This is a genomic window from Phaeobacter sp. CAU 1743 (assembly GCF_039839315.1).
GTDB classification, from domain to species: domain Bacteria; phylum Pseudomonadota; class Alphaproteobacteria; order Rhodobacterales; family Rhodobacteraceae; genus Phycobacter; species Phycobacter gallaeciensis_A.
In genome coordinates, this window is sequence record NZ_JBDOQR010000036.1 from 1 (window position 1) to 14,258 (window position 14,258).

Below are 14,258 nucleotides of genomic sequence, written 5' to 3' on the forward strand. Positions count from 1 at the left end.
GCGCAAGGCGGACCCAGACCTCATCTGTCAACACAAACCGCTCTTCGTTCATTCAAACCTCCATTTTGGAAGCTTGAATCAGATTTCAGCCAGCTTGGGAATCCTGAATGTCCACAGACCCTAGGCTCCGGACCTCTAGTGATACAAAAAAACCCGGCCAATGGCCGGGTTTTTCGTTTGATCTGACGAAAGAGTTTAGCCGATTGCGGCGGCTTTCACATCTTCGTCGATGTAGGGCAGATACTGTTCGAAGTTGTCTGCGAACATCTGAACCAGTTTGGCGGCCTGCTTGTCGTAGGCGTCCTGATCGTCCCAAGTGCGGCGCGGGTCCAGCAGAACTTCGGCAACGCCGGGCACGGCGACCGGCACGTCAAAGCCAAAGTTGCTGTCCTTGCGGAACTCGACCTCTGCCAGCGAGCCGTCCAGCGCGGCAGTCAGCAGGCCGCGGGTCGCCTTGATCGGCATCCGCGAACCGATGCCATAGGCACCACCGGTCCAGCCAGTGTTCACCAGCCAGCAGGTTGCGCCATGCTGGGCGATCTTGTCACGCAGCAGGTTGCCGTAGACCTCGGGGCGGCGCGGCATGAAGGGCGCGCCGAAGCAGGTGGAGAAGGTCGGCTCCGGCTCGGTCACGCCGCGCTCGGTGCCGGCCACCTTGGAGGTGAAGCCCGAAAGGAAGTGATACATCGCCTGCGCCGGGGTCAGACGTGCAATCGGAGGCAGCACACCGAAGGCATCGCAGGTCAGCATGATGATGTTCTTGGGGTGACCACCGCGGGCGGTGCCGGATGCGTTGGAGATATACTCCAGCGGATAGGCGCAGCGCATGTTGGCGGTCAGGCTGTCATCGTCGAAGTCGAGCTCAAAGGTCTCGGGATCGAAGACCATGTTTTCGATCACGGTGCCGAATTTCTCGGTAGTGGCGTAGATTTCCGGCTCTGCCTCGGGGTTCAGGTTGATGGTCTTGGCATAGCAGCCGCCTTCGAAGTTGAAGGTGCCGTTGTCGGCCCAGCCATGTTCGTCATCACCGATCAGCACGCGGTCCGGGTCGGCGGACAGGGTGGTCTTGCCGGTGCCGGACAGGCCAAAGAACACGGCGGCGTCGACCGGGTTGCCCTTGGCGTGGTTGGCCGAGCAGTGCATCGGCATGATGCCTTTTTCCGGCAGCAGGTAGTTCAGCAGGGTGAAGACCGATTTCTTGTTCTCGCCCGCGTATTCGGTGCCGCCGATCAGGATCAGCTTCTTGTCGAAGTTCAGCGCGATCACGGTTTCGCTGCGGCAGTTGTGCTTGGCCGGGTCAGCCTGGAAGCTGGGGCAGTTGATGATGGTGAAATCGGCCATGAACTCGTCCAGATCCTCGCGGTCGGGACGGCGCAGCAGGTGGCGGATGAACAGGCTGTGCCAGGCAAGTTCGGTCACCATGCGCACGTTGATCGCGTGGGCGGGGTCCGCACCGCCAACCAGATCTTGCACGAAATAGTCGCGACCCTTCATGTGCTCCAACATGTCGGCATAAAGCGCGTCAAAGCCTTCGGGGCTCATCTCGGCGTTGTTTTCCCACCAGATAGTGTCTGCAACCGTTTCGGTCTTGACCACGTGCTTGTCCTTGGGGGAGCGACCGGTGAATTTGCCGGTGGTCACGAGAAAGGCGCCGCCGTTGCCCAGTGTGCCTTCATCCCGTTTCAGCGCCGCTTCGATCAGCGCGGGCTCCATCAGGTTGTAATGGACATTGCCCAGACCCTCGATACCTTGATCTTCGAGGCGGAATTGTGGGTTCACCCGTCCTGATGCCATGTGTTCTTTCTCCTGTGGCGGCTGCTTGAAGCCGCATACATCTAAAGCCGCGCCGTGGGGCAATTCACCGGTAGCGACACCGGTGAGCCGGGTCTTAACATGACGTTTTGCACGGTGAACAGGACGCTTTGGCGCAGTTAGCGCCATCAAGTGAACGTTTAGCGCAACCATTTTTTTTGTCGCCAAAAGGAAGCGCTTTCTTCAGTGAGTGCTAAGACATTTTTGCCTTAATTGCGGCCCAAAGGTGCCGTGATTCGCCAATGGGGATTGATTCGCAGCCTGAGAAGGGCGATTAAGGAATGTAAAAAGCGAAAAGCTGAGCAGTGATTTAGGGGCGCATTCAATGTCAAAGATTGCTTTGGTGGACGACGACAGAAACATCCTGACTTCGGTGGCTATGACGCTGGAGGCAGAAGGGTTCGAGGTCGAAACCTACAACGACGGTCAGGCCGCCCTGGATGCTTTTAACAAGAAGCTTCCGGATATGGCCGTGCTGGACATCAAGATGCCGCGCATGGACGGCATGGATCTGCTGCAGCGTCTGCGGCAGAAATCGCAGATGCCGGTGATCTTCCTCACCTCCAAGGACGATGAGATCGACGAGGTTCTCGGTCTGCGCATGGGGGCGGATGACTACGTCAAGAAACCGTTTTCGCAACGCCTGCTGGTCGAACGCATCCGTGCCCTGCTGCGGCGCCAGGAAGCGATCAACGGCGACGCGGTAGAAGGCGCTGCGGTTACAGAGACCAAGGTCATGGAGCGCGGCAACCTACGTATGGACCCGCTGCGTCATGCGGTCAGCTGGAAGGGCAAGGATGTCTCGCTCACCGTGACCGAGTTCCTCCTGCTGCAGGCGCTGGCACAGCGGCCCGGTTTCGTCAAAAGCCGCGATCAGCTGATGGATGTGGCCTATGACGATCAGGTCTATGTGGATGACCGCACCATCGATAGCCACATCAAACGCCTGCGCAAAAAGATGCGCAGCGCGGATTCCGACTTTGCGGCGATCGAGACGCTGTATGGGATCGGTTACCGCTACAACGAAGAGTAAGAGTCAGATCCGGTTTGGGGAGGCAGGGGGATATGCGCGATACCGGCAGCACACTGCCACCATCCGGTGAGGATGTGGTTCTGGGCGACGATTGGGTCGCTCCAGAGCAAACCGTGACGGAAGAGATGCAGGTGCGCCGGGCCAGCCGCGGGGTGTTTTCACTCAAGAGCTCACCTTTGACCCGCAAGATCATCACCTTCAACCTGATCGCGCTGATTATCCTTGTCGCCGGGATTCTCTACCTCAACTCCTCGCGCCAGAGCCTGGTTCGGCAAAAGGCAGGTGCGCTGGTTTCCGAAGCGACCCTGATCGCCAATGTGTTTGAAGCCAAGCTGCCTGCGGAGGGCGGCGTCAGCTTTGCCACCGGTGACGGCATCGATGCCGAGGGCACCCTGTCCGGCATCAGTCTGCGGGGCGGGGTCGAAGCTATGGTATTCGATGCCAGTGGCACCCTGATCGCCAGCGTCACAGGCGTTGCGCGCTCGGATGCGCTGAATGCTCTGAATGAAAATCAAAAGGGTAAAACTCTTATCTCCGACGGGCTGTCGGCGCTGTGGTCGGCGGCGGGCAGTGTGTTCAAATCCGGGGAGGAGGCCACCGATTCGGGTCTCACGCTCGAGGCGCAATTGGGCAGGTTGGCGGAGCACGCCCTTGGCGCCGGGGCAACGGTTGATACTGCCGTAGATACCAAGGGCGGTACGGTCTTTTCGGCGGCGGCGCCGATCCTTCAGAGCGGCGAGGCGATCGGGGTGGTGGCCCTGGCCTCTCCCATCGGAGAAATCGACGCGCTGGTGCGTGGCGAGCGCGAGCGCGTGTTGCAGATGTTCGTCGTGGCGCTGCTGGTTTCCGTCGGGCTCAGCCTGGTTCTTGCCTCGACCATAGCCAATCCTCTTGCCGATCTGGCAGAGGCTGCCGAAAGCGGGCGCGACCGTGATGCCCGAAAAAGTCACCCCGGCCGGGTACGTATCCCGGACCTGTCTGCACGGCCTGACGAGATTGGTCGTCTCAGCCGGGCGCTGCGCGGAATGGTAAAAGCGCTCTACAGTCGCATCGATAGTAACGAACAATTTGCAGCTGATGTGGCACATGAGATCAAGAATCCCTTGGCGAGTCTGCAATCTGCAGTCGGGACCTTGCGGATGGTAAAGCGCGAAGACCAACGGGAGAAGCTTATGGAAGTGATCGAACACGACGTGCGCCGCCTTGACCGGCTGGTGAGCGATATCTCGAATGCTTCCCGACTGGATGCCGAACTGGTCAAGGAAGAAGAAGAAGAATTCGACCTCCTGACCATGCTGGGCAATCTCAACCAGTTCCTTGGCGAAGATGCCCGCTCCAAGGGGATCGACTATATCGCCGACTTGCCGCCGCAACCGATCATGCTTCAGGGACTTGAGGCGCGTCTGGCGCAGGTGTTCGTCAACCTGATCACCAATGCGATTTCCTTTTGCGAGGACGGCGATGCGATCCGTGTCTGGGCGCGACGCCGGGCCAATCGGGTGCTGATTGTGGTCGAGGACACCGGCCCGGGCATTCCCGAACAGGCGCTATCGAACATTTTTAAACGCTTCTACTCACAGCGCCCGGAAGAGCATTTTGGCAATAACTCCGGCCTTGGACTGGCGATTTCAAAGCAGATCGTCGAAGCGCATGGCGGTGTGATCTGGGCCGAGAATATCCGGCCGACCGAAGCCGACATCACCTCTGAACCGCTGGGTGCGCGGTTTGTGGTCGGCCTGCCGGTGTGATCCTCTTGTGATGGTCCTGTGATGGTGCAGGACCTTAGCCATTGTATACATGCCTCCTGTGTAGCGCTTGACGGGCGTGGCCTCCTGATCCGGGGGGCTTCCGGCAGTGGGAAATCGGCGCTGTCCCTGCAACTGATGGCCTATGGAGCGCAGCTGGTCGCGGACGACCGGGTTTTGCTCACGCTCAATGGTGGATCTGTCGTGGCGCGGCCGCCCAAGGCAACCGCAGGCCTGATCGAAGCGCGCGGTCTGGGCATCCTGCACGCGGAAAACACCGCTCAGGCGGCTGTCTGTGCCATTGTGGACTTGGACCGGCTTGCAGACGGGCGGCTTCCGGCCCAGTCTGCCGAAACGATTCTGGGGCTGGATCTTCCCGTGATACACCGCGTGGAGGCAACGCATTTCGCTCCAGCCCTGTTGCAGTATTTGAAATGTGGAGCCCTGAACCCTGATGCCTGACGTCGATCCCGATGCACAGCCGATCGTTCTGGTCACCGGTCCGTCCGGCGCCGGGCGCACCACGGCGATCAATGTGCTGGAGGATCTGGGGTTCGAGGCGATTGACAACCTGCCGCTGCGGCTGCTGCCGATCCTGATCGAGGCGGCAGGGGTGAGCGCGCCAATGGCGTTGGGGCTGGACAGCCGCAACCGGGATTTCGCTCCGGGTGCCCTTCTCGACATGATTGAAATGCTGGCGGCGCGGCAGGACGCGGAGCTGACGGTTCTTTATCTGGATGCCCGTCCCGATGTTCTGTTGCGGCGTTATTCGGAAACACGGCGCAGGCACCCACTGGCCCCGGCAGAAACGCCCGAGGTTGGCGTGGCGCGGGAGCAGGACCTGATGGCGCCAATTCGAGAACGCGCGGATATGCTGCTCGACACCTCCGAAATGAATGTGCACCAACTGAAGGCCGAGATTGAACATTGGTTCGCGCCGGATGGGCGGTCGCTGGCCCTGTCCGTACAAAGTTTTTCCTACAAACGCGGTGTGCCGCGCAGCGTCGATCTGGTCTTTGATTGCCGGTTCCTGGCGAACCCCTATTGGGAAGAGGCACTGCGGTCGCTGAATGGCCGCGACGCTGCGGTTCAGGACTATGTAAAACAGGACCCGCTGTATGACGGGTTCATGGCGCGGGTGGTGGATATGGTACGGTTTTTGTTGCCCGCCTTTCGCAGCGAAGGGAAATCGCATCTCTCCATCGCCTTTGGCTGTACCGGTGGGCAACATCGTTCGGTGACCCTGGCAGAAACCCTGGCTAAGACCCTTGCGGAAGACGGGCAGCAGGTGTCAATTAGACATCGCGAGCTGCAGCGCTAACAGCGGAACGGAGAGGCCGGGTTGATCGGGATTGTTATTGTCGCGCATGGGGGGCTGGCCAGAGAGTATCTGGCCGCCGTTGAGCATGTGGTTGGCGAGCAGCCGAACCTGCGTGCGATTACCATTGCACCTGACGATGACCGTGACGACAAACAGCGCGAAATTTGTATTGCCGCCGACGATGTGGACACCGGCGATGGCGTTGTGATCGTCACCGATCTGTTTGGTGGCTCTCCGTCCAATCTCAGCCTACGGGCCTGTGCGCCCACGGATCGGCGCATCCTTTACGGCGCCAATCTTCCGATGCTGATCAAGCTGGCAAAATCCCGCCACCTGCCGGTTGCCGATGCCGTGCGCCAGGCGATGGAGGCGGGTCGCAAATACATCAACTCGCAGAACATTAACCCCGCAGGGGAGTAAGACACTTCAATGGCAGTTAAAACGCTGAAGATCATAAATGAAAAAGGCCTGCATGCGCGTGCCTCCGCAAAGCTGGTCGAAGTGGTCGAAGGCTTTGATGCCACGGCTGAGGTTTCAAAGGACGGTCTGTCAGCTTCCGGCGACAGTATCATGGGGCTTTTGATGTTGGCAGCCTCGAAAGGAACGACTATTGACGTCGATACTTCGGGGCCGGACGCAGAGGCTCTGGCAGAGGCTTTGGAGGCTCTTGTCGCCGACAAATTCGGCGAAGGATACTGAAGGGCACAAGCACCTGTGGAAGACGGGAAGGGCAAAGTGGCGGATACGGCGCATGACCATGACGGCGGCCTGAAGGCAGAGTCGGAGACGGGCGAGGTCTATGACCGGCGCACCCTGACCTATGCCAATTCCTTTGACGACCGCTGGACCTCGCTTGCCATCCGCGCCATCGAATGGTTCACCGGCAAGCTGACCATTCTGCGCATGGTCAAGAAGTTCGAAAAGCAGAATGCCCAGTACCGCGGCCAGAAATTCTGGCGCGGCGCGCTGAACGTGATGGGGATCGATCTGCTTACGCCCGAAGAGCAGATCCGTAACATTCCCGCCGAAGGTCCGGTTGTGATCGTGGCGAACCACCCGCACGGAATGGTCGATGGCATGATCTTTGCTGACCTGATTGGTCGCATCCGGCTTGATTACCGAATTCTGACGCGCTCGGTCCTGACGGGGCTTGATGAGGCGGCGACCTCCTTCATGATCCCGGTGCCGTTCCCCCATGACCCTGAAGCGCAGCGCAAGATGGTGGAAATGCGAGCGAAGACCATGGCTCATTTAAAGGAAGGCGGCGTTGTGGCGCTGTTCCCCTCGGGTGTGGTGATGTCGTCGGACAGCTGGTTTGGCCCTGCTATCGAGCAGGAGTGGAACGTGTTCACCGCGCAGCTGATCCGCCGTTCTGGCGCGCGTGTGGTTCCGATCTTCTTCCCGGGGTCGAATTCGCGCTGGTATCAGATTGCCTGCCGGATCTCTCCGATCCTGCGTCAGGGGCTGCTGCTGCATGAAATCGTGCGCTCCTGCAATAAGCCGCAGGCGCCAGTGGTCGGAGAGCCGCTGACGGATGCGCAGATGGAGCGGTTGCACAGCGATCCGCGCGGCTTCATGGCATGGCTGCGGGAGCATACCCTGTCGCTGGGCAGTGAAACTCCGACTGACGACAAGTAATCCGCTTTCTGCAATGATGGATGCGCTACAGGACGCGCTGCAGCGGCTTGACCGCTGCGGGGCAGGCCCTTGGATAGGGCCGTCGCCGCAGCAGTCTGTAAAGCCCGGTGATCAGCGCGTCGGAACTGGCGTTTCCCCGCGATAGTCATAGAACCCGCGCTGTGTCTTGCGGCCCAGCCAGCCAGCCTCGACATATTTGGTCAGCAGCGGGCAGGGGCGGTATTTGGTGTCGGCCAGCCCGTCGTGCAGCACGTTCATGATGGCAAGACAGGTGTCCAGGCCGATGAAGTCTGCCAGTTCCAGCGGCCCCATCGGATGGTTGGCGCCCAGCTTCATCGATTCGTCGATGGATTTCACCGAACCAACCCCTTCATAGAGGGTGTAGACGGCTTCGTTGATCATCGGCATCAGGATCCGATTGACGATGAAGGCGGGGAAATCTTCGGCGCTGGCGGCGGTCTTGCCCAGACGCTCCACCACGGTCTGACATGCCGTGAAGGTCTCCTCGTCGGTGGCAATACCGCGGATCAATTCGACCAGCTGCATCACTGGCACCGGGTTCATGAAGTGGAAGCCCATGAAACGTTCAGGGCGGTCGGTGCGACTCGCCAGACGGGTGATCGAGATAGACGAGGTGTTCGAGGTGAGAATCGTATGCGGCTGCAGATGCGGTTGCAGATCTTCAAAGATCGCCTGCTTGATGGTTTCACGCTCTGTTGCCGCTTCGATGACCAGATCGGTGGCCCCGATATCGGGCAGAGCCAGCGTCGGAGTGATGCGCGCAAGGGCGGCATTCATGTCCTCTTCGCTGATCTTGCCGCGACTGGCCTGCCGGGCCAGGTTCTTCTGGATCGCACTCACGGCGCCATCCAATGCGGTCTGATTTACATCATTGATAACAACGTCATAACCCGCAACGGCCATGACATGGGCAATGCCGTTGCCCATCTGTCCCGCTCCGATTACGCCGATTTTTTTGACTTCCATGCCGATGGCTCCCTGGCTGCCTGCCGGGTGATCTTATCGGTCGTTTCGGGGGGGGCACAAGGCTGGCGCAGGGGTATTTTAACCAAATTTGAGCTTTAGGAAATTTGCAAGTTTTCAGGCTCAAAGTGAGTATCGGGTGAAAAATTGGTGGGACTATGAGTTACGAACTCCAAAGCGTTTCGACGCTTTCGGGTGGAACATGTTGCTATGCAGGCTCAAGGCTGCAGGTACGTGGACCCGAACGCGACTTGAATAAACCTTATATCGCATTTCTGGGCGGAACAGAGGTGTTTGGTCGCTTTGTGGCTGAGCCGTTTCCCGCCGTGGCCGAATCCCTGCTGGATGTGCCATGCGTCAACCTTGGTGGTGTGAACGCGGGGCTGGACAGTTTCATGAGCGATGACAGCCTGATGAAGGTGGCTAAGGAATCAGATATCGCCGTCTTCCAGCTTCTGGGCGCCCAGAACCTGTCGAACAAATATTACCGGGTGCATCCGCGCCGGAATGACCGGTTCCTGCAAGCCCGCCCTGAACTGAAGGCCCTTTATCCGGAAGTGGATTTCACCGAGTTTCATTTCAACAAGCATCTGCTGACCGAGCTCAAAAACGTCTCTGAGGAGCGGTTTGAAACCCTCTGCCTGCATCTGCAATCTGTGTGGGTCAGTCGCATGGGTGATCTCATCACTGCGATGGACGGACGGTTGGTGCTGCTGTGGCTGCGCTATAATCTGGGTGGTGTGGGAATGTTCGGACGTGAACCGGTCCTGGTCGATCAGGCGATGGTCGATTCTCTGAGGCCCTTGGTCAATGGGGTGGTAGAGCTCCCCGTTGCCACCGCAGGGTTGGCGAATGACGTCATGGGCATGGACATGGGGCCGCTCGACCTGCCGACGGCACGCCATATGCTGGGGCCGAAGGAACACAACCGGATTGGATGCGCCACGGCTGAGAAGCTGCAGGGTATCCTGGGGCAGCGCAAAGCAGCGGGCTGACCCGCATGTGATAGCTGCCGGTCAGTAGGGTGGCCGACCTGCTGCCTGGTTTTCGAAGTATACAGAACGCAAAAGGCCCGCATCGGATGCGGGCCTTTTTTGATGACATGTGGCTCTGTGTGGCCCGGCGTGTGCCGGGCCGGAGCCAGGGCTTTTAGCCCAGTTTTTCGGTGAGTTCGGGGACGGCCTGGAACAGGTCTGCCACGAGGCCATAATCGGCAACCTGGAAGATCGGTGCCTCTTCGTCCTTGTTGATCGCGACGATGATCTTCGAATCCTTCATGCCCGCCAGGTGCTGGATCGCGCCGGAGATGCCGACCGCGACATAAAGCTCGGGGGCGACGACCTTACCGGTCTGACCCACCTGCCAGTCGTTCGGCGCATAGCCGGAATCGACCGCAGCACGGGACGCACCAACCGCAGCGCCCAGCTTGTCCGCCAGACCTTCGATCAGTTTGAAGTCCTCTTCGGAGCCGACACCGCGACCACCGGAGACAACAACGCCAGCCGAGGTCAGCTCGGGGCGGTCGCTTTCGGCAACCTTGTCTTCGACCCATTCGGACAGGCCGGGGTTCTCGGATGCGCCGGTGGTTTCAACAGCGGCAGAGCCGCCTTCGCCAGCTGCGTCAAAGGTCGAAGTCCGGAAGGAGATGACCTTCTTGGCGTCTTTCGACTTCACGGTCTGGATCGCGTTACCGGCGTAGATCGGACGCTCGAAGGTATCGGCGTCGACAACAGCGGTCACATCCGAGATCACCATCACGTCCAGCAGCGCCGCAACGCGCGGCAGCACGTTCTTGGCATCGGTGGTCGCAGGCGCCACGATGTGGCTGTAATCACCAGCCAGCGACACGATCAGTGCGGCAGTGGGTTCCGCCAGACGGTGACCCAGCGAGGCGTCCTCGGCGACCAGCACCTTGGCCACGCCGTCGATCTTGGCAGCAGCGTCGCCCGCGGCAGCAGCCGATGCACCGGCACAAAGCACGGTCACATCGCCCAGCGCCTTGGAGGCGGAGACAGCCTTGGCGGTGGCGTCCATCGCCAGTTCGCCATTATTCACTTCAGCAAGGAGAAGAACAGCCATTACACAGCCCCCGCTTCTTTGAGTTTCGCAACCAGTTCGTCAACCGAACCGACCATGATGCCAGCCGAGCGGGCCTGCGGTTCGGTGGTGGAGACGATCTCGAGACGCGGGGAGACGTCGACGCCGTAATCGGCAGCGGTTTTCTCGTCCAGCGGCTTTTTCTTGGCCTTCATGATGTTCGGCAGCGAGGCATAGCGCGGCTCGTTGAGGCGCAGGTCCACGGTGACGATGGCGGGCATCTTGACGGAGATGGTCTGCAGACCGCCGTCTACCTCGCGGGTAACCTTGGCGCTGTCGCCGTCGATGTCGACTTCGGAAGCAAAGGTGCCCTGCGACCAGCCCAGCAGTGCGGACAGCATCTGACCGGTGGCGTTCATGTCGTTGTCGATCGCCTGTTTGCCTGCGAGCACCAGACCGGGCTGCTCTTCCTCGACGACCTTGGCGAGGATCTTGGCCACGGCCAGAGGCTCGATATCGGTGTGCACGTCATCGGCGGCGACAACCAGGATGGCGCGGTCTGCGCCCATGGCCAGCGCGGTGCGCAGGGTTTCCTGTGCCTGTTTTACGCCGATCGAGACCGCAACGACCTCATCCGCCTTACCGGCTTCTTTCAGGCGAATGGCCTCTTCGACGGCGATTTCGTCAAAGGGGTTCATCGACATTTTGACGTTGGCGAGATCGACACCGCTTCCGTCCGCTTTCACGCGGACCTTCACGTTATAGTCAATCACGCGTTTGACAGGCACGAGTACCTTCATTTTGCGTTCTCTCCTTAACAAACGGCCTGCCGTGGGGACGGCGGGCCTCCATGCTCTCGCGCCGTTGATACCGGGTCAGTGGTGCGGGCAACAGTGAAAAATCGTCATGTTAGCGGCCCCGGACGTCGCGTCCGCGTGTTTGGCGCATCATTTTTGCAAGAATGTTTCGCAAGCGCCCCTGCCTGCCGCCACGGCAGATTTCCACCCCGGCGTTGTCGCCGGGGCATGTCTTGGGCCCCTGCGATTCGCAGAGGCGATGATCCGGGGGTCAGCGGTTGGCGCCCGGAACCCAGAGCACATCCAGATCGCCATTGTCATTGGCGGCGCGGGAGGCGACGAAAAACCAGTCGGACAGGCGGTTGAGATATTTGACCGCTGCCGGATTCACGTCTTCTTCGGTGGCAAGCTCGGTGGCCAGGCGTTCAGCGCGGCGCGCCACGGTGCGGCAGACGTGCAGATGGGCAGCCAGTTTCGACCCGCCTGGCAAAACAAAACTGCGCAGCGGCGCCAGCTCTTTGTTCATCACATCGATCTCGGCCTCGAGCCGGTCGACCTGACTGGGCACCATGCGCAGCGGCGGGTATTCCGATTCGCCGTCCTTATCCATGTCCGGGCGGCAAAGGTCGGCCCCCAGATCGAAAAGGTCGTTCTGGATGCGGGCAAGGGCGGCATCCATTTCACCTGAGGCCTCAAGACGGGCAACGCCGACAAAGGCGTTCAACTCGTCCGAGGTGCCATAGGCGGTGACCCGGGCCGAATGTTTCGCAACCCGGTCACCATTGCCCAGAGCCGTATCGCCCTTGTCACCGGTGCGGGTGTAAATCTTGTTCAGAACAACCATGATTTCTTATCCTCCCTGATTGCGCAGGTAGACATAGGCGGCCACCAGTACAACGGCAATGAACTGGAACAGCAGCCGGAGGCGCATCATCTTGTTGCCGTACTTGTGGTTGAAGGCGCCGCCTTTACCAAAGCCACCAAGGCCGATCACCAGAACGATCACCACGGCCGCCATGGCCAGGATGGCCAGAATATAGAGCGGATCACCCATTGCTCTTGCTCCTTAGCATTTGCGTTGCCCCGGTCTATCGCCTGCATGGGCGGATGGCGACCGCGAATCAGCTATCTAAGCCGCGCCAGGATGCGGTCAATTGACCGGGTTGGCAAAATCCGGCGCAGGAAGCCCGCGATATGGGTCGGCGTGGTTACGTAATAGCGCGGGCGGGGGCGAGGCGACTCGCAGGCATGGATCAGTTTCGCCGTCACCGCCGAGGCCGGGAGTTCGAACCGGTCGGGGCCTTTGCTTTCGTAAAGCCGTTTCAGCAGGCTCTCCTCATAACGGGCGCGCAGGGGTGAGGCGCGCCAATCCACGTAGCGTTCGAAATGCGGGATAGAGTTTTCGCGAATCTTCGATGTCACTGGGCCGGGCTCGATCAGGATCACATGGATGTTGGTGTCCGTCAGTTCGATCCGGAGCGTATCCGTCAGCCCTTCGATGGCGTATTTGGTTGCCACATAGGCGCCGCGCCACGGGAAGGTCACCAGACCCAGAATGGACGAGTTCTGCACGATGCGCCCATGGCCTTGCGCCCGCATCACCGGCAGCACCTGGCGTGTCAGCTCGTGCCAGCCAAAGAAATTGCTTTCGAAGATGTCACGCAGCGCCTCGGTCGGCAGATCCTCGACTGCGCCGGGCAGCCCGTGCGCGCCGTTGTTGAACAACACATCAAGGCCCCCGCCGGTTGCGGTCAGCACCTGCTTCAGCCCGTCCGTGATGGTGTCTGGCCGGGTGTAGTCGATCAGCGGGCTGTCAAAACCTTCATCGCGCATCCGGTCGCAGTCTTGCTGCCGGCGGCAGGAGGCAAAGACCCGCCAGCCACGATCCCGCATGCCGCGCGCCGCATCCAGTCCGATGCCCGAAGAACAGCCCGTAATCAGGATGGTTTTTTGCATATTGCCCCCATTGCATCTGCGCGGGGGATACCCGCGCCAGCGCAGTTATGGGGCCTTTTGACTCACCAGTGAAGCGGCGATCCAGCCAAAATGTTCATTGTCCGGGGTGCGCAGATGCAGCCAGCCGGTGCCGCTGTCCCCGATCACGATCACTTCGTCTCCAGCCAGCAGGCGGGTGATGATCGGATAGGCGGTGCCCGGCCCCTGCCGCATATTGACCCGCGCGGCCCGGATGCTGCGTTTGTCCGTTGCGGGGTCTTCCGTCAGCCCGGGGGCAAGCAAAGCCGTGCCTGGCGCCGGGGGTTGGTTGGTGGCGGCCGCCAGGGGCGTCTGAGTTGTGCCTAGACCTTGCAAGCCGAGTTGCATCCCGCCGCCAAGGCCCTCTTCAAGCGAGGCAAGTTCCATTCCTCCGGTGTCCAGCCCGGCGGAGATCACCCGCGCCGCAGAGGTCCGTGATGTAACGAACGGTGGGGTGCCCGGGGAGCTGTCGGTCTCGCGGGGGGAGGTGGCGCTGGACGCGGCTGTGCCATCCTTGGCAGCGGCCTCTTGGGCGCCCTGATTGGGGGATAAATTGGGGGATAGGCCCTGCTGGCCAGCGGCACGTGCCTGCGCCAGGGCCTTGTGTCGCTGATCAAGAGAGGTCCGGGTCACCAGAGAGCTTGCGGTGACGGTTATCTCATTGCGGGTTGTTGCGGGTTTGGCCGGGCTGTCTGCGGGGTCCGTGGCCGCGCTCTTTTCCACCACAGGCCGTTGCGGCGGCGTAAAATCCGCCCCGCCGCTGAGCTCATAGAACCCCCAGCCAAGGAAGGCAAAAGACGCCAGAACAAAGCGCGACATGGCGTGGTCCCCCGGAGAATAGCAATATTTAACGACAGCCCGAGGCAGATGCCCCTGCGGCATCGTTCGTGGGCGGTGGCGGCCGAATCCTGCTGTTC

General features: G+C 60.5%; 16 protein-coding genes. 8 read left to right on the top strand and 8 right to left on the bottom strand.

The window, feature by feature from the left end:
* Positions 1-195: 195 nt before the first annotated feature.
* Entirely contained in the window at positions 196-1,794 is a 1,599-nt protein-coding gene (locus tag AAFO90_RS14485; RefSeq protein ID WP_347509831.1) for a phosphoenolpyruvate carboxykinase, read from the bottom strand.
* A 343-nt stretch (positions 1,795-2,137) separates the two neighbouring features.
* Between AAFO90_RS14485 and AAFO90_RS14490 the strand changes: the two genes are divergently transcribed.
* The 7 genes from AAFO90_RS14490 to AAFO90_RS14520 are packed head-to-tail and all read left to right on the top strand — an operon-like array spanning position 2,138 to position 7,549.
* A complete protein-coding gene (locus tag AAFO90_RS14490) occupies positions 2,138-2,845 on the top strand; it encodes a response regulator transcription factor (RefSeq protein ID WP_065271513.1) in 708 nt (235 codons plus the stop codon).
* A 32-nt stretch (positions 2,846-2,877) separates the two neighbouring features.
* Complete coding sequence (locus tag AAFO90_RS14495) at positions 2,878-4,593, top strand: sensor histidine kinase (protein ID WP_347509832.1); 1,716 nt, start codon at positions 2,878-2,880, stop codon at positions 4,591-4,593.
* Positions 4,594-4,614: 21 nt separating this feature from the next.
* A complete protein-coding gene (locus AAFO90_RS14500) occupies positions 4,615-5,052 on the top strand; it encodes an HPr kinase/phosphatase C-terminal domain-containing protein (RefSeq protein WP_347509833.1) in 438 nt (145 codons plus the stop codon).
* Entirely contained in the window at positions 5,045-5,911 is an 867-nt protein-coding gene (gene rapZ, locus AAFO90_RS14505) for an RNase adapter RapZ (RefSeq protein WP_065271511.1), read from the top strand. The genes AAFO90_RS14500 and rapZ overlap by 8 nt, the downstream gene beginning before the upstream one ends.
* Before the next feature lie 21 nt (positions 5,912-5,932).
* The gene (locus AAFO90_RS14510; RefSeq protein ID WP_065271510.1) at positions 5,933-6,331 is read left to right on the top strand and encodes a PTS sugar transporter subunit IIA; all 399 of its coding nucleotides are present in this window, start codon (positions 5,933-5,935) and stop codon (positions 6,329-6,331) included.
* Between the two features lie 9 nt (positions 6,332-6,340).
* The gene (locus tag AAFO90_RS14515) at positions 6,341-6,610 is read left to right on the top strand and encodes an HPr family phosphocarrier protein (RefSeq protein WP_065271509.1); all 270 of its coding nucleotides are present in this window, start codon (positions 6,341-6,343) and stop codon (positions 6,608-6,610) included.
* A 36-nt stretch (positions 6,611-6,646) separates the two neighbouring features.
* A complete protein-coding gene (locus tag AAFO90_RS14520; RefSeq protein WP_347509834.1) occupies positions 6,647-7,549 on the top strand; it encodes a lysophospholipid acyltransferase family protein in 903 nt (300 codons plus the stop codon).
* Between the two features lie 111 nt (positions 7,550-7,660).
* Here the strand turns inward: AAFO90_RS14520 and AAFO90_RS14525 are convergent, their stop codons facing one another.
* The gene (locus AAFO90_RS14525) at positions 7,661-8,536 is read right to left on the bottom strand and encodes a 3-hydroxybutyryl-CoA dehydrogenase (protein WP_347509835.1); all 876 of its coding nucleotides are present in this window, start codon (positions 8,534-8,536) and stop codon (positions 7,661-7,663) included.
* Positions 8,537-8,691: 155 nt separating this feature from the next.
* On the opposite strand from AAFO90_RS14525, the gene AAFO90_RS14530 reads away from it, so the two are divergent.
* A complete protein-coding gene (locus AAFO90_RS14530; RefSeq protein ID WP_347509836.1) occupies positions 8,692-9,528 on the top strand; it encodes a DUF6473 family protein in 837 nt (278 codons plus the stop codon).
* A 154-nt stretch (positions 9,529-9,682) separates the two neighbouring features.
* On the opposite strand, the gene AAFO90_RS14535 is transcribed toward AAFO90_RS14530, so the two are convergent.
* The 6 genes from AAFO90_RS14535 to AAFO90_RS14560 all read right to left on the bottom strand — a co-directional run bounded on the left by AAFO90_RS14535 (position 9,683) and on the right by AAFO90_RS14560 (position 14,160).
* Positions 9,683-10,612: an FAD-binding protein gene (locus AAFO90_RS14535; RefSeq protein ID WP_347509837.1), complete on the bottom strand. Its 930-nt coding sequence runs from the start codon at positions 10,610-10,612 to the stop codon at positions 9,683-9,685.
* Positions 10,612-11,370, bottom strand: a complete 759-nt coding sequence (locus tag AAFO90_RS14540; RefSeq protein ID WP_065271505.1) for an electron transfer flavoprotein subunit beta/FixA family protein — start codon at positions 11,368-11,370, stop codon at positions 10,612-10,614. Before AAFO90_RS14540 ends, AAFO90_RS14535 begins: the two co-directional genes overlap by 1 nt.
* 268 nt (positions 11,371-11,638) lie before the next feature.
* Entirely contained in the window at positions 11,639-12,211 is a 573-nt protein-coding gene (locus tag AAFO90_RS14545; protein ID WP_274834407.1) for a cob(I)yrinic acid a,c-diamide adenosyltransferase, read from the bottom strand.
* Between the two features lie 6 nt (positions 12,212-12,217).
* Complete coding sequence (locus AAFO90_RS14550; protein WP_065271503.1) at positions 12,218-12,421, bottom strand: twin transmembrane helix small protein; 204 nt, start codon at positions 12,419-12,421, stop codon at positions 12,218-12,220.
* 71 nt (positions 12,422-12,492) lie between these two features.
* Complete coding sequence (locus AAFO90_RS14555; protein WP_347509838.1) at positions 12,493-13,323, bottom strand: SDR family NAD(P)-dependent oxidoreductase; 831 nt, start codon at positions 13,321-13,323, stop codon at positions 12,493-12,495.
* 45 nt (positions 13,324-13,368) lie between these two features.
* Positions 13,369-14,160 (bottom strand): SH3 domain-containing protein, encoded by a 792-nt coding sequence (locus AAFO90_RS14560; RefSeq protein WP_347509839.1) that lies wholly within the window; start codon positions 14,158-14,160, stop codon positions 13,369-13,371.
* Between the last annotated feature and the right edge of the window lie 98 nt (positions 14,161-14,258).